This is a genomic window from Micrococcus lylae (genome assembly GCF_900163825.1).
In the GTDB taxonomy this organism is placed as follows: domain Bacteria; phylum Actinomycetota; class Actinomycetes; order Actinomycetales; family Micrococcaceae; genus Micrococcus; species Micrococcus lylae.
On record NZ_FUKP01000063.1, the window covers coordinates 26,209 to 43,597 of the forward strand.

A 17,389-nucleotide genomic window follows, 5' to 3' on the forward strand; every position below is an offset into this window, starting at 1 on the left:
GGAGGACTCGCCATGGGCTGCAGCTCAACAGAACCGCCTACTCCAGCCGACACCGACGGGTCCGCGCCGGCATCGTCGCAGACTCCGGCCCCCTGGCCCCCGCCTGAGGCGGACCGCTCCGAGCAGGAGAATGAAAAGTTCTCCGCCCGGCAGCTGCAGACGGTGGAGAAGGACCTGCCCGACCTGGCCCGTTCCATGGGAGCCAAGACGATCTACACCTTGCGCGAAGAGACGTGCCAGCTCACCGCCGGCCCGCTCCAACGGCCACGACTGACCAGAATCAAGGGCATCGTCGAGGTGGACGTCCGTGACGAGGAGGTCGCGCGCAAGGTAGGCGCCTCCGTCCGCACCCAGGCCGAAAGACAAGGCTGGATCACCCGCCCCGAAGAAGACTGGGGCAGCGGAGCCGGCCCCGCCTTCTACCAGGGCTACCACCCCGACCTCGAACTCACCTTGACCCTCACGTATCGCGACGACGGTGAACGCCCGCGCACAATCTTGCACGCGACCGGCCAGTGCTTGGAGATGCCGAAGGGACACCTGATGACCGTCTCCCGCCTGGACCGCCGGGCTATCGTCCACGCCGACGGCGACGGAGTCGACACCCACCAGGTCCCCGACGCGCAACAGGGCCCAGTCCCACTGCCGGAGTCCACCCAGACCCCGGCGCCCACCGGACCCGAAGGCGTCACCGCGGAAGAGCCCCACGACCCCGACGCCCCCACGCCCTCCCCGACGTCCACCAAGGGCTTCCTCGACGACGCCGTCCGACGCCCCTGAGATACTCGGCACTATGAGCAGCAAAGAGGGGACCATGGCCGCCCCAACACCCCTCCCACCGATCCATGTGGCTCTCGTGGACGACCAGCAGCTGATCCGCTCCGGGCTGGCCATGCTCATCGGCTCGCAGCCGGACCTGGAGGTGGTGGCCGAAGCCTCCACCGGCCGGGAGGCCGTGGGCTCGCCGGCCGTCGCCCGGGCGGATGTGGTGCTCATGGACGTGCGTATGCCGCAGATGGACGGCATCGCGGCCACCGAGGCGCTGCTGGCCAAGCCGGACGCCCCACGGGTGGTGGTGCTGACGACCTTCGACCTGGACGAGTACGCCCTGGACGCCATCCAGGCCGGCGCCTCCGGATTCCTGCTCAAAGACGCGCCGCCGGAGGAACTACTCGCCGCGATCCGGACCGTGCACCGGGGCGACGCCGTGATCGCTCCGTCCACCACCCGCCGGCTGCTGGAGCACATGGCACCGCGGCTGCAGGCCGAGCACGCGGTGGACGAGCACGGGGCCGTGGAGCGGCAGGCGATCGAGACCCTCACCCCGCGCGAGCGCGAGGTTCTCGTGCTCATGGCGCAGGGGGCGTCCAACATGGAGATCGCCGCGGAGCTGGTGCTCTCCGAGGCCACCGTGAAGACCCACGTGGGCCGTGTGCTCGCGAAGCTGCAGGCCCGGGACCGCGTACAGGCCGTGGTCAGCGCCTACCGCGCCGGGCTCGTGCGCCCCTGAGCGCGGCGGCCGCCCCGTCCGTCAGCCGCAGCCGGCGCCGCCTCCTCGCCGCGTCCCGGCTTCCTACTTCAGAACGACCCCCGGCGCGCAGAGTTCATCCTGACGAGGGTGCCGCGCTGCCGGCGCAGCGGAGCAGACTGGTCTGCACGAGCCCGGCACCACGCCGAGAGACCGGCACCGCGCCGGCAGAACCGAAGGAGGACCCATGAGGAGCACCGCGCAGCGGCCCGCACCGCAGGCACCGGCCGATGCGGCAGACCACGGCACCATCGCGTGCTTCACCGGTCTGGTCGCGGCGGCGGTCGCCTTGATGGTGCTGACCTTCGTGGTCCCGGTGCCGGCCACGGCGCGCATGGTGGTGGCCATCGTGCTGGCCGTGGGCGTCGGGGCGGTCACCGCCCGCATCTCCGCCCGGCTCGATGCGCGTCAGGCCGGCGGCCGCAGCCCGCGCAGGTAGGTCCGCAGCATCCAGTCTTCCTGACCCGGCAACAGCCAGCGCTCCTGGGACATCAGCGGCCGGGACACCGTGAGCAGGCCGAGGAAGAACCGCTCCCCCGTGAGGTCCTCGGAGACCTGCCGGTCCGCGCGGGCGCGCGCCAGGGCGTCCTCCATGCGCTGTGTCAGGGTCCGCTCGGCGGCCTCGATCATCTCCTCGCTGGGAAGGTCCTTGCAGTTCAGCGAGTCCAGGGAGGCGGCCGCCACCGACAGGTTCACCTTCACCAGCTCGGTGGCGAAGCGGTGCCACCGCGCCGTGGCGCGGTCGGGGTCCGAGGCGACCGGGCCGTCGTCGGGACGCCCCGACTCCTCCAGGTAGTCCGCCACGATCGCGTCCACCCGCTCGATGATCCGCCCCAGCAGCGCCGTCAACAGGTGCCGGCGGGTGTGGAAGTGCCGGTACAGGGTGCCCACGCCCAGTCCGGCCTCCTGGGCCACCGCACGCAGGGACACCGTGGGGCCGTGCACGTTCAACAGCGCTTCGGCCGCCTCCAACAGGTCCTGACGGTTCGCGCGGGCATCGGATCTCATGCCCACGATTCTCCCAGACTCCGCGCTCCTGCCCCGGTTCCCTGCGGGGTCATCCCAGCGGATGACCCGAACCGGTCCGGAATGCCTCCCCACGGGGGATCCACCCACCGGGGCCGGGGCGCCACAGTGGACACCATGAGCCACTCAAGCACCCTCCCCCGACCCGCCGACGCACCCGCCCGCCCCGCCGTCTCGGCACACGGCCTGACCAAGACCTACGGCCGCGGAGACACCGAGGTCCACGCCCTGCGCGGTGTGGACGTCGAGTTCGCCGCCGGCCAGTTCACCGCCATCATGGGCCCCTCCGGGTCCGGCAAGTCCACCCTCATGCACTGCCTCGCCGGCCTGGACGTGCCGACCTCCGGCACCATCGCCCTCGGGGACACCGTGATCACCGGCCTCGACGACGGCCAGCTCACCCGCCTGCGCCGCGACCGGGTGGGCTTCGTGTTCCAGGCCTTCAACCTCGTCCCCACCCTCACCGCGGAACAGAACATCCTGCTTCCGCTCGAGCTCGCCGGGACCTCCCCGGACCGGGCGTGGATGGAGGAGATCGTGGACACCCTCGGCCTCACCGAACGGCTCAAGCACCGCCCCTCCGAGCTCTCCGGCGGCCAGCAGCAGCGCGTGGCCGTGGCCCGTGCCCTGCTCACCCGCCCGGACGTGGTGTTCGGCGACGAGCCGACCGGCAACCTGGACACCGCCACCGGCACCGAGGTCCTCGCCCTGCTCCGGCGTTCCGTGAGGCAGATGGGACAGACCGTCATCATGGTCACCCACGACCCCGTGGCCGCCTCCTCTGCGGACCGCGTGGTCCTGCTGGCCGACGGCCGCCTCGCCGGCGAGCTGCTCGAGCCGACCCCGGATGCCGTGGCCGCCGCCCTGGCCCAGCTGCAGTGACGAGGTGCCCCCGATGCTGAAGATCGCACTCTCCCAGCTGCGGACCCACCCGCGGCGCTACGTGTCCGTGGTGCTGGCCATCCTGATCGGCACCCTGTTCCTGGCCGCGTCCTTCGTGGTCTCCTCCTCCGCGCAGGCCACCCTGCGCTCCAGCCTCGGCGCCACCTACGCCAACGCGGACCTGGTGGCCGTCCCCGGCGGCACCGGCGTCTCCCATCAGGACTCTCCGGACGTCGCGCTCTCCCGCCTCACCGGCACCGCCGCGAAGCCCGGCGAGCTCGCGAAGGTCGACGGCGTGGCCGAGGCCTACGCCGCCGAGACCGACTACGTGCAGGTCTCCGACACCCCGAAGACCGACGACTCCGGCTCCGTCGCGCCGGACGGCGGGGAGTTCTCCGCCCTGTCCCCGCTGCCCGAGCAGGTCGACCTGGCCGGCATGACTCTGGCCGAGGGCCGCACCCCGGAGGCCGGCACGCGCCAGGTGGTGGTGGACACCACCACGGCGGACCGCCTCGGTCTGACGCTCGGCTCCGAGTTCTCCGTGGAGTCCGGCGGGCCGGAGTCGCAGTCCGTGCAGGTCACCGTGGTGGGCCTGGCCGAGCCCTCGGCCGACCCGCGCCTGTCCGCCCTGCCGCAGACCTGGGGCCCGCAGTCCCTGGTGGAGGAGGTGCGCCACACGGACGCCGAGGGGACCTCCCCTGATCCGTCGGCCTCCGCCGTGCTGTTCCGCCTCGACGACGGCGCGGACGCCGGCGCCGTCCAGCAGCGCCTGCAGTCCCTGCTGGACGGGCAGAAGGTCGACGCCACCGTCTCCACCCCGGACGAGGCCGTACGCGCCCAGCTGGCGGACAGCTCCGGCGGCACGGACGTGTTCGCCTGGGTGCTCGGCGGCTTCGCGGCCCTGGCCCTGCTGGTGACCGCCCTGGTCATCGCCAACACGTTCCAGGTGCTGGTGGCCCAGCGCACCCGTGAGCTGGCCCTGCTGCGCACCCTCGGCGCCTCCACGCGCCAGGTCCGCCTCTCCGTGCTGCTCGAAGGCCTCCTGGTCGGCCTGATCGGCTCCGTGCTGGGCACGCTGCTGGCCGTGGGCCTGGCCGCCGTAGCGATCCCCCTGCTGCGCGGCCCGCTGAACCTTTCGACCCTGACCTTCGGCGCGGACCCCGTCCGCCTGCTGATCGCGGCGGGCGTGGGCGTGCTGGTGGCCGTGCTGGCCTCCCTGACCCCGGCCTTCGCGGCCACCCGGGTCTCCCCGCTGCAGGCGCTGCAGCCGGTCCCGGAGGTCACCGTCCGCTCCCGCGGCGGCGCGGTGCGCACGGTCCTCGGCGCGGTCCTGTTCTTCGGCGGCACGGCCCTGATGCTCTGGGGCGCCTTCGGCCAGTCGCCCGTCCCCGCGATCGGCGGCGGCATGCTGTCCTTCATCGGCATGCTGATGCTCGCCACGGTGTTCGTGCCGCCGGCGGTCTCCGCCGCAGGCCTGCTGGCCCGCCCAGCCGGCGTGCCCGGCCGTCTGGCCGCCGTCAACGCGGTCCGCCACCGCAGCCGGACGGCCTCCACGGCCGCGGCCCTGCTGATCGGCACCACCCTGGTGACCCTGTTCCTGGTGGGCGGTCGCACCGCCCAGGTGTCCACGGACGCCGCCCTGGACACCGAGTACCCCGTGGACCTCTCCGTCACCCTCGCCGCGGACGCGGACGCCGAGGCCGTGGCGAAGCGGGTCGGGGACCTCACCGACGTCCAGGCCGTCACCGTGGCCACCCCGGTGGGCACCACCGAGAACGGCTCCCCCGCCTACGCCGTGGACGCCGACGGCCTGCGCCAGGTGATCTCCGGCCTGCCCGGGGACGGCATGTCCCGCCTCGGAGACGAGGGCACCGTGCTCGCGCCCAGCTGGGTCGAGGACGACGTCACCGTGACGGTCGCCGGCAAGGAGGCCACCCTCCACCCGGTCGGCGCCAACAGCCTCGAGTCCGAGGTCTACATGACCGACACCGAGGCGACGGCCCTGGGCTGGGACGGCAAGGCCGTCACCGGCGAGGCGTCGGACGGCGCCGAGGCCACGATGGCCCCACGCCTGCTGGTCGCCACCGCGGACGACGTCCCGGTCACCGGCCTGCAGGACCTCACCCAGGAGGTCGCCCGCGCCGCGGACGTGGACCCGGGCTCGGTGACCGGCGGCGCCCCGATGCGCGCGCTGTACGCCCAGATCATCGACACCATGCTGTGGATCGTGGTGGCCCTGCTGGCCGTCTCCGTGGTGATCGCGCTGATCGGCGTGGCGAATACGCTGAGCCTCTCGGCGATCGAGCGGACCCGCGAGAACTCCCTGCTGCGCGCCCTCGGCCTGACCAAGGGCGGGCTGCGCACCATGATCGCCCTGGAGGCCGTGCTGATCGCGGCCGTGGCCGCGGCGCTGGGCTGCGCGCTCGGCGTGCTCTACGGCTGGGCCGGCTCGCAGCTGCTGCTCGGGGAGCTGATGGACAACCTCGGCCGCGGCTCCGTGGTGGCGCCGGCCGTGCCGTGGCTCGAGCTGCTGCTGATCGTCGGCGTCGCCGCACTGGCCGGCCTGCTGGCCTCGGTGATGCCGTCCCGCCGGGCCACGCGAATGTCGCCGGTCGAGGGACTGGCCTCCGTCTGACGGGCGGACGGTCGGCGGACGGCGAGGGGCCGTCGTCGGGAAGCGGAATTCCCGACGACGGCCCCTCGCCCGTGTCTGCCCGGGTCAGCCGGCACTGCCGCGGGTGAAGATGGCCTCGCGGATGTCGTCGTCGTCCTCGAGGCCGGCGCCGAGGGCCGAGCCGATCGTGGCCAGGCCGCCGATGAACCAGGCGAGCTTGCAGTACTGCCAGAACGTGGCCGGGTCCCCGGTGACCTCCTCGAAGACCGTGTCGTCCACGAACATCAGCGCGCCGGCCAGAGAGAGCAGCGTCAGGGCGGCATGCAGGACGAGGACGCCGATCAGCACCGTGATGACCGTGGCGATGTTGAAGACCATCACCTGCTCGCGCTCGCCCTTGCGGCGCGGCTTCTCCCACAGCTTCGCGCCCACGATCATCGAGATCGTCACGGACAGGATTGCGAGGCTGCCGACCAGCGCCATCTGGATGCCGCTGTACTCCGCGGACAGCATCCACAGGTCCGTGGTCATCAGGGTCAGCAGGCCCGCGGCGAGCGCGGCGGACAGGGACTTCGAGAGCGTCGCCGCCAGCATCCAGGGGCGGTTCGCGCGGATCGTCTGCCAGAGCAGGCCCAGGTTCGCCGCGCCCACGCGCCAGGCGTAGAGCAGGGGGACCTCGCGGCCGCGGTCCTCCACGTCCGTGGCCAGCTGACGGGCCGCCCGGGACGCCGCGCGCCGCTCGGACTCGGTGGGGGCGTCGTCGTCCTCGTCGTTGTCCAGGCCGAGGATCTTGCCCACCACCCGGGCCACCGCCGCCTCGACCGGCTCCTCCACGAGCTCCAGTGCCAGCACGCCCACCGCGTGCGCCGGGGACACCTGGCTGCGCAGCGTGTGCTTGCCCTGCTCCAGTGGCTCGTTGCGGACCGCCACCGCCAGGTCCCAGCCCTCGTCCAGCATCCGGTCGCGGACGATCTCTAGCAGGTCGAGGGAGTCGCCTTCCTCGTCATCCAGGTGGTGCGGGAGTGCCGAGACCTGCCACTCCAGGTCCGGGTAGGTGGCGTGCAGGTCGGCCTTCAGGACCTCCAGGCCCAGGTCCGGGATCGCCGGGTCCACGAGCACGCCCAGGCTGACCAAGGTGCCCGTCGCCGTACCGGCGGCCGGCCCATCCCCGACGGTCGGCCGCTCCCCGGGCGACGCCGATCCGCCCGCCGCCGCGGAGCCGCCGGAGGCGGCCTGACGGGGCGAGGACGGGGCGGGCCGGGAGCCGGAGGGGCGGGGGCCGTCGTCGGGAAGGGGGTGCTGAGGATGCTCGGTCACGGCGACCATCCTCCCAGGTCCGCAGGTCCACGCACTGACGGCGGACTCCCGAGCAGACGCACTGTGGGCTCCTTCTGGCTGGGCGTTGTCCTTCCAGGCGACGTCTCCCCCTGCAGGCGGAGGTGCCCGGCCCGGCTCCTGCCTAGGGTGGAGGTCATGTCCGTCCCCACCGCAGCCTCCCCGCGACCGGACGACGCCTCCGCCGCGGACAGCACGTCCCCGGCGGCCGCGCCGGCACCCGACCGCCCGACCCGCACCCTGCCGGAGCGCTGGCTGCGCAAGGACATGATCATCGCGGCGGTCCTGGCGATCGCCTCGGTGGAGATGGCCTACCTGGGCCAGTGGGCCGGCATGGACGCCGTGTACCGGTCCTCCGTCCATGTGGTGGCTGCCACCGGCGCCGCCGCCGCGCTGCTGCTGGGGTTCCGCCGCCGCGCCCCCATGACGGTGGCCGTGCTCTACGCGGCCGCCTACATCGCCCTGGCCTCGTCGGTGGGCGTGGAGATGTACGCCTCCCAGGTGCTGCTGTTCATGAGCTTCTACACGGTGGGCGCCTGGTGCCCGGACCGGCGCCGCGCCTTCTGGGTCCGCCTGGCGATCGTGGCGGCGATGGCGTCCTGGCTGCTGATCGCCTCCGTGCTCGGCTTCTCCTCGGGCACGGCCGGCGAGCGCGGCGTCAACGCGTACTTCGCGTTCCTGCTGATCCAGTGGACGATCGATGCCGCGTACTTCTCCGGTGCGTGGATGTTCGGCGACCGCGCCTGGCAGCAGGCGATGGAACGGCAGGAGCTGGAGCGGGCCCACGCGGAGATCCGCGCCCAGCAGGAGCAGCTGGCCGAGCAGGCGGTGTCCCTGGAGCGGGTGCGCATCGCTCGCGAGCTGCACGACGTGGTGGCCCACCACGTCACCGCCATGGGCGTGCAGGCCGGCGCCGCCCGCATGCTCCAGGCGAAGGACCCGGAGGCCGCCGCCGGCCACCTGAAGGGCGTGGAGGACTCCTCCCGCCAGGCGGTGCGGGAGCTCCAGTCCCTCGTCCACACCCTCAGGGACGACGACGGCGCCGTCGCCTCGGTGCCCCGTCTGTCCGACCTCGACACGCTCGCTGAGAAGGCCCGCTCCACGGGCACGCAGCAGGTGGTCCTCGAACGGATCGGGCCGGCCCCTGGTCCCCGGCACCCACCTGGGTCTGCGCGGCATGCGCGAGCGCATGGACTCCGTGGGCGGCACGGTGGACGCCGGCCCCAAGCCCACCGGAGGATGGCTGGTGCGCGCCACCGTGCCGACCGTCGGGGCCGTCACCCCTGCACCCGCCGCACCCGCTGCACCCGCCGCATCCGCTGAGGAGACCCGATGAGCATCCGCGTCCTGCTGGTGGACGACCAGCCCCTGATCCGCCTCGGCTTCGCGGCGATCCTCGGCTCGGAGGACGGCCTCGAGGTGGTCGGCGAGGCCGGCGACGGCCGCGAGGCCCTCGAGAAGGTCGCGGAGCTGGACCCTGACGTGGTCTGCATGGACGTGCAGATGCCGGTGATGGACGGCATCGAGGCCACCCGGGCCCTTGCGGAGTCCGGCGCCCGCGCCGCGATCCTCATCCTCACGACCTTCGACCGGGACGACTTCCTCTTCGACACCCTCACCGCCGGCGCCTCCGGCTTCCTGCTGAAGTCCGCCGGACCGGAGGAGCTGATCGAGGCCGTCCGCGTGCTCGGCCGCGGCGACGCCCTGCTGGACCCCCAGGTCACCCGCCGCGTGCTGAGCCGCCTCGCCACCGGCGCCCAGGGCGCGGGATCCGGCGCCGCCGGCTCGGGAGCGGACGCCGAGCCCCCGGCCCCCGCCACCGTCCCGGCCGATCCGGAGCCGGCCGACGAGCCCGGCGAGGCGACGGCGGAGACGAGTGCCGTCGTCGGGAAGGCGGGGCTGACCGCCCGGGAGACGGAGATCCTGCGACTGATGGCGCGCGGGCTGTCCAACGCGGAGATCGCCGAGGAGCTGTTCGTGGGCGAGTCCACCGTGAAGACCCACGTCTCCAACGTGCTGATGAAGCTGCAGGCCCGGGACCGTGTGCACGCGGTGATCTGGGCGTTCGAGCACGGCCTCGCCGGCTGACCCGGAGCCGCCCCCACAGCCGGGGCGCCGCCCTGCCCTGGCCCGGCTCCTCCCCCGGCAGGAGGAGGCCGCCCCTGCAGGCCGACGCCGTGGATCTCCTCCGCCGGGCGGATCCGTAGGGTGGCCTGCGGCACATAACGTGGCAGACATGATCAGCGTCAGAGACCTCAACAAGTCCTACGGCGGCACCCACGTCCTCCACGACCTGTCCTTCGACATCAAGCCCGGCATGATGACAGGTTTCGTGGGCGGCAACGGTGCCGGCAAGACCACCACCATGCGCATCCTGCTGGGCGTGCTCTCGCACGACTCTGGCGAGATCCTCGTGGACGGCTCCCCCATCACGGCGGCCTACCGCGCCGGCATCGGCTACATGCCGGAGGAGCGCGGCCTCTACCCGAAGATGCCGGTGATCGACCAGCTCGTCTACCTGGGCCGCCTGCACGGCTCCTCCGCGAAGGCCGCCAAAGCCCGCGCCACTGACCTGCTCGAGCGCCTGGACCTGAACCACCGTGCCAAGGACAAGCTCGAGGAGCTCTCCCTCGGCAACCAGCAGCGCGCCCAGGTGGCCGCCGCCCTGGTGCACGAACCGAACGCCCTGGTGCTGGACGAGCCGTTCTCCGGCCTGGACCCGCACGCGGTGGACACCACCCTGCAGGTGCTGCGCGAGACCGCGGACACCGGCGTCCCGGTGCTGTTCTCCTCCCACCAGCTGGACGTGGTGGAGCGGCTCTGCGACGAGCTCGTCATCCTCGCCGACGGCCGCGTGGTGGCCAACGGCACCCGCCAGGAGCTCATCGAGCAGCACGCCGAGACCGAATGGGAGCTGATCGCCGGCACGGACACCGGCTGGGTCCGTTCCCAGCCCGGCGTGGAGGTCACCAGCTTCGACGGCGGCCACGTCCGCTTCCGGGCCGACGACGCGGAGGCCGCCAACGCGGTGCTGCGCGAGGCGAGCGCCCGCGGCACCGTCACCCGCTTCGGCACCGTCCGCCACTCCCTGCACGAGATCTTCACGGAGGTCACCCGATGAACGCCTCGACCCAGAACCAGATCCTCACCCACGACGACCGACCCGCGGCAGGCGGAACCGGCACCTCGGGCGCCGGCACGCAGGCCGGCCGCACCCCCTTCTGGACCGCCGTCGGCCTCGTGGCCGGCCGCGAGATGAAGGTCAAGATGATGTCCAAGGCGTTCGTCGTGACCACCGCGATCATGCTCGGCCTGCTCCTGCTGGCCGTGCTGGTGGCCCCGCGCCTGGGCGAGTTCTTCGGCGGCGACGACGCCGGCGAGAAGGTGGCCGTGACCGCGGAAACCTCGCAGGCGGTGGGCGCCCTCGGCGACGCCTACGACCCGCAGACCGTGGACTCCGTGGACGCCGCGAAGGAGGCCGTGCGCGCCGGCGACGTCGAGGCCGCGGTCATCCCGGACGAGGCCGGACCGGCGGGCATCGCCGTGCTGGGCCTGGACTCGGCGCCGACGGCCCTGGTCGAGGCGCTCTCGGTCTCCCCGTCCGTGGAGCTGCTGGACCCTAACGCCCCGAATCCGGGCCTGCAGTATCTGATCGCCTTCGGCTTCGGGATCGTGTTCTTCATGATCGCCATCACCTACGGCCAGCAGATCGCGGTCTCGGTGATCGAGGAGAAGCAGTCCCGCGTGGTGGAGATCCTGCTCGCGGCGATCCCAGCGAAGGCCATGATGGCCGGCAAGGTGATCGGCAACTCCGCGATGGCCCTGTTCCAGGTGGCGCTGATCGCCGGCGTGCTCCTGCTGGGCATGCAGGTCAACGACGCCGTCCTGCCGCTCGACGGCCTGGGCGCCCCGATCCTGTGGTTCGTGCTGCTGTTCACGATCGGGTTCGTGATGATCGCCTCGCTGTACGCGGCGGCCGCCTCCCTGGTCTCCCGCCAGGAGGACATCGGCTCCACCTCGATGCCCGTGATGATGCTGATCATGCTCCCGTACTTCGCGGTGATCTTCTTCAACGACAACCCCGAGGCCCTGCGGATCATGGCCCTGATCCCGTTCTCCGCCCCGGTGGCCACGCCGCTGCGCGTGTTCATGGACCAGGGCGAGATATGGGAGCACCTGCTCTCCCTCGGCATCCTGATCGCGGCCACCGCCCTGGCGATCTGGTTCGCGGCGAAGATCTACGAGCGCTCCATCCTGCGCACCGGCAAGGCCCTGAAGTGGTCCGAGGCGCTGCGCGCGAAGAAGGACTGATCCCCCGGCGCTGATAATCGACGGTTCGTCACCGGATCGCAGAGATTCTCCGCGATCCGGTGACGAACCGTCGATCCGCGCGCACGGCCGGAGGCGCGGCCCGGACCTACAGTGGTCTGCATGAGCACCGCCACCGCCACCCGCTCGCGAGCCGCGGAGGACCGCTCGGCCCGGCTCGCGGTCAGCGTCTTCCCCCTGCTCGTGCTGGCTGCCGCCGTGATCGGCTTCCTGGCACCGGAGGCCACCAAGCAGCTGATCCCGCAGGTCAACCTGTTCCTGGGGATCATCATGTTCGGCATGGGCCTGACCCTGACCTGGCCGGATTTCGCCCTGGTCTTCAAGCGCCCGCTGCCGATCCTGCTCGGCGTGGTGGCGCAGTACGCGATCATGCCGCTGCTGGGCCTGGGCGTGGCCCTGATCCTGGAGCTGCCGCCGGAACTGGCGGCGGGCGTGATCCTCGTGGGCTCGGCCCCGGGCGGCACCGCCTCGAACGTGGTCGCCTACCTGTCCCGCGCGGACACCGCACTCTCGGTGACCATGACCTCCGTCTCCACGCTCCTGGCGCCCCTGCTGACCCCGCTGCTCACCCTGTGGCTGGCCGGCCAGTACATGGACGTGGACGCCGGCGCCATGGCGATGTCGATCGTGAACATCGTGCTGCTGCCCGTGCTCGGCGGACTGGTCGTCCGCATGCTGCTGCGCCGCGCAGTGGAGATCGTCCTGCCGGCGCTGCCGTGGATCTCGGTCCTCTTCATCTCCCTGGTGGCCGCCGCGGTGGTGGGCAACTCGGCCGAGACGGTGCTCTCCGCCGGCTTCCTGGTGCTGCTCGCGGTGGTCCTGCACAACGGCCTCGGCTACGCACTGGGCTACGCCGGCGCCCACCTCTGCGGCCTGCCGCGCCCCTCGGCCCGCACGGTGTCCATCGAGGTCGGCATGCAGAACTCCGGCCTCGCCGCCGGCCTGGCCGCCCAGTACCTCTCCCCCGCCGCCGCCCTGCCGGCCGCCGTGTTCTCCATCTGGCACAACCTCTCCGGCGCCCTGCTGGCCATGGTGTTCCGCCGCTCGGACCGGCCGGTGCAGGAGGACTGAGCGCTCCCCCACCGACCGCCGCGCCGGTGCCGCCCTCACGACGACGGCACTCGCCCTGGCCCTCTGCCTCGCCTCGTGCACGGCGCCGGCCCCGGAGGAGAACTCCGCGTCCGCCCGCCGGGCTCCGCCGTCCGAGGACCCTGTCAGCCGGAGATGCCGAACCCCTTGAGCAGCTTCCTCGCCTGCTTGGTGCCGGCCTGCTGGAGCTGCAGCAGCTGGGAGTAGATGCCGCCGGACTCGGCGAGCTCGGCCGGGGTGCCGACCTCGTCCACGTGGCCGCCCCGGAGGGTGACGATCCGGTCCACGGAGGCGATGGTGGACAGCCGGTGGGCGACGATCAGGCTGGACCGGCCGACCATCAGCTCGTCCAGGGCGGCCTGCACGAGGCGCTCGGACTTCGTGTCCAGGGAGGACGTCGCCTCGTCCAGGATCAGGATGGGCGCGTCCTTGAGCACCGCGCGGGCCACGGCGATGCGCTGCCGCTGGCCGCCGGACAGCCGGAGCCCGCGCTCGCCGATCAGCTGCTCGTAGCCGTCCGGGAACCGCTCCACGAACCCCTCCGCGAACGCGGCCTTCGCCGCAGCCCGCACCCGCGCGTCGCCCGCCACCGGGTCTGCGTAGGCGATGTTCTCCCGGACGGTGCCGGAGAACAGGCTCGGCTCCTGGAAAACCGCCGCGATCCCGCCGCGCAGCGCGGGCAGTCCGAGCTCGTCCACGCCCTGCCCGAACACCTCGATCCGCCCGGACCGCACCGGGTACAGGCCCATGAGCAGGTGGGTGATGGTGGACTTGCCACCGCCGGACTCGCCGACCAGCGCCACCTTCTCGCCCTGCCGCACCTCGAAGTCGACCCCGGCGAGCACGTCGCGCTCGGCGGAGCCGTCGTAGGAGAAGTGCACGTCCGCGAACCGCACCGCCGGCACGTCCTGCCCGGCCCTCTCGGCGAGATCCCGCAGCGGCCCGGCGCCGGGGTCCTCGGCGTCGCCCGCCCCGCCCTCGGCGGCGGGCCGCTCGGCCACCTGGATCCGTCCGGCCTCCGGCTGCGCCTCCGCCTTCTCCCCGGCCGAGCCCCCGACGACGGACGCCTCACCGGAGGAGGCGACCGGGCCCTCGTCGTGCCCCTCGCCGTCCGCACGGACAGCCGTGCCGTCCCGGCCGTCCTCCCGCTCCTCCGCGAGGACGTCGAAGTAGTCCTTGGAGCCGGCGACGGCGCGCTGGGCGGAGTCGACGAGGTAGGACATGTTCATGATCGGCTGGCGTGCCATGGTCATCAGCTGGATGAGGACGACCATGTCTCCGACGGAGAAGTGGCCCTGTGCGGTGCGCAGGAACACCAGCAGGTAGAGCACGCCGAACACCAGGTTGAGTGCCAGGCGGCGGGCGGCGTCCATGGAGTGCCACCAGTTCGACTGCTTGCGCGTGATGCCGACGGTCGCCCGGAAGCGCTCCGTGAAGCCGGCGAGTTCCGTGCCCTGGCGGTTGTAGGAGCGCACCACGGGCATCTGGGAGACGACCTCGGCGAAGCGGCCGGAGGCGATGTCGATCTCCGTGTTCTTCTCGCCCTCCCAGACCTGCCACTTCTTGGAGGTCTTGGCGGTCAGCCACATGTAGACCGGGAAGACGATCGCCAGCAGCACGGCCAGCGGCCACCAGTAGAACGCGGAGATCGCCAGCACCGCCGCGGTGGTGATGAGCATGGTGAACGCGTTGTTCGCGAAGAAGTTCAGGAACTGCGTCAGCTCCGTGATGGAGCGGTTCAGGCGGCTGGTGACGCGGCCGGTGATGGCGGTGTCGAAGTACTTCTGCGGCAGGTGCAGCAGGTGCTCGAAGTAGCGGGTGGAGAGGATGGTGCGCATGCGGGCGGCCATGACGTCGCCCCAGTAGCCGCCCACGCTGATCACGGCCGTGGTGAGGACCTCCACCGCGAAGAACGCCGCGGCCAGCCAGGCGACCGCCGGCAGGGTCTCCTCCACCGTGGCCCGGCCGGTGACGGCGTCCACGATCTCGTCCGTGGCCGCGCCGATCAGGAACGGGGTGGCCAGGGACAGCACCGCCATGAGCACCGCGGACACCGCGACCCCCAGGTAGAGCGGACGCAGCTGCGGGGCGAAGCGGAGGATGCGCAGGAGGGAGGTCACCGGGCCAGCGTAGTGCCGGCAGGACGACCGCTCAGAACAGCGGGTCCTCCGCGATGCCGCGCAGCACGGACTGCAGCAGCGGGGCCAGGCCGTGGCCGTCCGGAGCCACCAGGGCGGCGGGATCGAGCCAGGTCAGGTCCGCGATCTCGGCGGCCTTCACCGGGACCTCGTGCTCGGCGAGCGGGCGGGCGAGGGCGAAGACGTCGCCCACCACGCGGAAGCCGGCCTCGTTGGCGGCGGCCGCTTCGTGGACGCCCAGGCAGGTCAGTTCGTCCGGGCGCAGGCGGATGCCGGTCTCCTCGGCCACCTCGCGCACGGCGGTGTCCAGGGGCGTCTCGCCCGGCTCGGGCTTGCCGCCGGGGAACATGTACATCCGGGTGCCGTCCTTGCGCACGGAGAGGGCACGGCCGTCCGGGCGCAGGAGCACCACGGCGGAGACGCGGATCGTCTGCACGTCCGGTCCGGCGGGGTCCTGGGTGTCGTTCACGTCAGCGGCGGGCATGCCGTCCATTCAACACCCGCGGGGATCAGAAACGTAGAAGTGGGACGAGGACCGGGCAGCGGGGGTCCATTCAACACCCGCGGGGATCAGAACAGGGTGAAGGTGATCTTCACCGCGATGCCGATCATCAGCACGCCCACCACGGAGTCCACGATCCGCCACATCTTCGGCGAGTTCATGAACGGGGCGATCTTGGTGCCGCCCCAGCCCAACAGGACGATCCACAGCGTGGAGGCGAGGATGGCACCGCCGGCGAACAGCCAGCGGCCGTCTCCGTAGGCCTGGGAGACGGTGCCGAGCATGACGACCATGTCCAGGATCGCGTGCGGGTTCAGCAGGGACACGGACAGGGCGAGCATGATCGCCTTGCCCAGCGGGGTCTGCGGGGTGTCGAGGGCGACCGTCCGGACCTTCGGCGTGGCCTGCACGGCCACCGAGCCGCTGCCGGAGGGCTTGACGACGACGGACGGGCGGGCGGGCTCGGCCGGCTCACCGGAGCGCGGGGCCCGGTGGACGGTGCCGTCCTCGGTGAGGTGTCCGGAGCGGTGGGCGGCGAGCATCTCGCTGTCGATGACCGGCAGCTGGCCCGTCAGGGTGACCACATCGGTGAGGGAGGGCGCGTGCTCCGGGTCGTTCTGCTGGGCCTCGGCGGCCGCGGAGGCGAGGGTGGTCTGTCCCTTCCAGGCCGACCTCAGGGAGGCGAAGGCGAACCAGAGCAGGTAGGCGATGCCGGCCACGGTCATCGCGGGGATGAGCCACGGCACAGCGTCGGCGACGACTCCCACGCCGGCGACTCCGGCGGCGAGCAGGATCATGTCACCGGCCAGGCAGATGCCGAGCGAGAGCAGCACGCGGTCTCGTCGGACGACCTGGCGCAGCAGGAACAGAGTCTGCGCGCCCACGGCGACGACGAGGGCGAGGTTGGTCAGGAACCCGGTGGCGAAGATGGTCACGGGAAGAGAGTAGGAGCGCCTCGGCAACCGCCTCCAGCGCAGAATCCTTCAGGTTCTGAAGCTGTCCTTCAGACCTTGGCGTAGGCTGTGCTCGTGTGAACTCCGACCACCTGCGCGCCCTCGCCGCCGCCGTCGACGAAGGCACCTTCGACGCCGCCGCCGCCTCCCTCCGCATCTCCGGCTCCGCCCTCTCTCAGCGCATCCGCGCCCTGGAGAAGCAGGTCGGCCAGGTCCTGCTGACGCGCACCGTGCCGGTGCAGGCCACCTCGGCCGGCGAGCACATGCTGCGTCTGGCCCGTCAGGTCCTGGCGCTGGAGGACGACGCCCTCAGCACCCTCGGTGTGGGCGAGCAGGGCCGCACCCGTCTGCCGATCGCCGTGAACGCAGACTCTCTGGACACCTGGTTCCTGGGGGTCCTCAAACGGGCCGCCACCTGGGACGACGTGGTCCTCAACATCCACGCCGAGGACCAGGCCCACACGGCCCGGCTGCTGCGCTCCGGCACCGTGATGGCGGTGGTCACGGCGGTCCCGGAGCCGGTCTCCGGCTGCGTGGTGGTCCCGTTGGGCACCATGCGGTACCACGCAGTGACCACCCGATTCCTCGCGGACCTGCACCGGAGGGAGGACGGCACCCCTGACCTCACCACGCTCCCGGCGGTGGACTACGGCGTGCGCGATCTGCTCCAGCACCAGGTGCTCGTCCGCGCCGGCCTCGGCACTCCCCCACACCATCTGATCCCCTCGGTCACCGCCTACTATCGCGCCGTGACCGGCGGCCTGGGCTGGGGCATGATCCCGGATTCCCAGATGCCGGCCGGCGTGCTCGAGGGCACCCACCCGGAACTGACGACCATCCCGGACCTCGGGGACATGGACGTGGAGCTGCACTGGCAGCGCTGGAACTCCGGACCGGACTCGCTGGACCGGTTGACGGAGGCCGTCATCGCAGCGGCCCAGGACATGCGCTGACCGATGCGGTCGGCAGCCGGGGCCGGCTGCGGCACGGCCG

The 17,389-nt window shown here is 72.2% G+C and carries 16 protein-coding genes; 11 read left to right on the top strand and 5 right to left on the bottom strand.

Annotation, left to right across the window (positions count from 1 at the left end):
* The first annotated feature begins 12 nt into the window (after window positions 1–12).
* From FM125_RS09045 to FM125_RS09055, 3 genes are all read left to right on the top strand, one after another.
* Window positions 13–780 carry a hypothetical protein gene (locus FM125_RS09045; RefSeq protein WP_067190421.1) on the top strand — a complete coding sequence of 256 codons (768 nt, stop codon included), beginning with the start codon at window positions 13–15 and terminating at the stop codon, window positions 778–780.
* A 13-nt stretch (window positions 781–793) separates the two neighbouring features.
* Window positions 794–1,510, top strand: coding sequence for a response regulator (locus tag FM125_RS09050; RefSeq protein ID WP_070639428.1), 717 nt, complete (start codon window positions 794–796; stop codon window positions 1,508–1,510).
* Window positions 1,511–1,715: 205 nt separating this feature from the next.
* Complete coding sequence (locus tag FM125_RS09055; RefSeq protein WP_087134377.1) at window positions 1,716–1,967, top strand: hypothetical protein; 252 nt, start codon at window positions 1,716–1,718, stop codon at window positions 1,965–1,967.
* On the opposite strand, the gene FM125_RS09060 is transcribed toward FM125_RS09055, so the two are convergent.
* A complete protein-coding gene (locus FM125_RS09060; RefSeq protein ID WP_087134378.1) occupies window positions 1,937–2,536 on the bottom strand; it encodes a TetR/AcrR family transcriptional regulator in 600 nt (199 codons plus the stop codon). The genes FM125_RS09055 and FM125_RS09060 overlap by 31 nt on opposite strands.
* Window positions 2,537–2,671: 135 nt before the next feature.
* Between FM125_RS09060 and FM125_RS09065 the strand changes: the two genes are divergently transcribed.
* Entirely contained in the window at window positions 2,672–3,436 is a 765-nt protein-coding gene (locus FM125_RS09065) for an ABC transporter ATP-binding protein (protein WP_180525470.1), read from the top strand.
* A 13-nt stretch (window positions 3,437–3,449) separates the two neighbouring features.
* Window positions 3,450–6,071, top strand: coding sequence for an ABC transporter permease (locus FM125_RS09070; RefSeq protein WP_087134380.1), 2,622 nt, complete (start codon window positions 3,450–3,452; stop codon window positions 6,069–6,071).
* Window positions 6,072–6,155: 84 nt separating this feature from the next.
* Here the strand turns inward: FM125_RS09070 and FM125_RS09075 are convergent, their stop codons facing one another.
* A complete protein-coding gene (locus tag FM125_RS09075) occupies window positions 6,156–7,367 on the bottom strand; it encodes a hypothetical protein (protein ID WP_245829935.1) in 1,212 nt (403 codons plus the stop codon).
* 156 nt (window positions 7,368–7,523) lie between these two features.
* Here FM125_RS09075 and FM125_RS09080 point away from each other — a divergent pair, with 156 nt between their 5' ends.
* The 5 genes from FM125_RS09080 to FM125_RS09100 all read left to right on the top strand — a co-directional run bounded on the left by FM125_RS09080 (window position 7,524) and on the right by FM125_RS09100 (window position 12,785).
* On the top strand, window positions 7,524–8,708 hold the full coding sequence (locus FM125_RS09080; protein WP_180525473.1) for a sensor histidine kinase: 1,185 nt from the start codon (window positions 7,524–7,526) through the stop codon (window positions 8,706–8,708).
* Between the two features lie 9 nt (window positions 8,709–8,717).
* On the top strand, window positions 8,718–9,473 hold the full coding sequence (locus tag FM125_RS09085; protein ID WP_087134383.1) for a response regulator: 756 nt from the start codon (window positions 8,718–8,720) through the stop codon (window positions 9,471–9,473).
* A 148-nt stretch (window positions 9,474–9,621) separates the two neighbouring features.
* Window positions 9,622–10,506 (top strand): ABC transporter ATP-binding protein, encoded by an 885-nt coding sequence (locus FM125_RS09090; protein ID WP_087134384.1) that lies wholly within the window; start codon window positions 9,622–9,624, stop codon window positions 10,504–10,506.
* Window positions 10,503–11,696 (top strand): ABC transporter permease, encoded by a 1,194-nt coding sequence (locus tag FM125_RS09095; protein ID WP_087134385.1) that lies wholly within the window; start codon window positions 10,503–10,505, stop codon window positions 11,694–11,696. The genes FM125_RS09090 and FM125_RS09095 overlap by 4 nt, the downstream gene beginning before the upstream one ends.
* Window positions 11,697–11,816: 120 nt before the next feature.
* Window positions 11,817–12,785, top strand: a complete 969-nt coding sequence (locus FM125_RS09100; protein WP_087134386.1) for a bile acid:sodium symporter family protein — start codon at window positions 11,817–11,819, stop codon at window positions 12,783–12,785.
* Window positions 12,786–12,928: 143 nt separating this feature from the next.
* Here FM125_RS09100 and FM125_RS09105 read toward each other — a convergent pair whose 3' ends face one another.
* From FM125_RS09105 to FM125_RS09115, 3 genes are all read right to left on the bottom strand, one after another.
* The gene (locus FM125_RS09105; RefSeq protein ID WP_087134387.1) at window positions 12,929–14,923 is read right to left on the bottom strand and encodes an ABC transporter ATP-binding protein; all 1,995 of its coding nucleotides are present in this window, start codon (window positions 14,921–14,923) and stop codon (window positions 12,929–12,931) included.
* Between the two features lie 31 nt (window positions 14,924–14,954).
* Complete coding sequence (locus FM125_RS09110) at window positions 14,955–15,425, bottom strand: NUDIX hydrolase (RefSeq protein WP_087134388.1); 471 nt, start codon at window positions 15,423–15,425, stop codon at window positions 14,955–14,957.
* Window positions 15,426–15,511: 86 nt separating this feature from the next.
* Complete coding sequence (locus tag FM125_RS09115; RefSeq protein WP_083315334.1) at window positions 15,512–16,378, bottom strand: LysE/ArgO family amino acid transporter; 867 nt, start codon at window positions 16,376–16,378, stop codon at window positions 15,512–15,514.
* A 95-nt stretch (window positions 16,379–16,473) separates the two neighbouring features.
* Between FM125_RS09115 and FM125_RS09120 the strand changes: the two genes are divergently transcribed.
* Window positions 16,474–17,349, top strand: a complete 876-nt coding sequence (locus tag FM125_RS09120) for an ArgP/LysG family DNA-binding transcriptional regulator (protein ID WP_067190015.1) — start codon at window positions 16,474–16,476, stop codon at window positions 17,347–17,349.
* Window positions 17,350–17,389 lie beyond the last annotated feature (40 nt).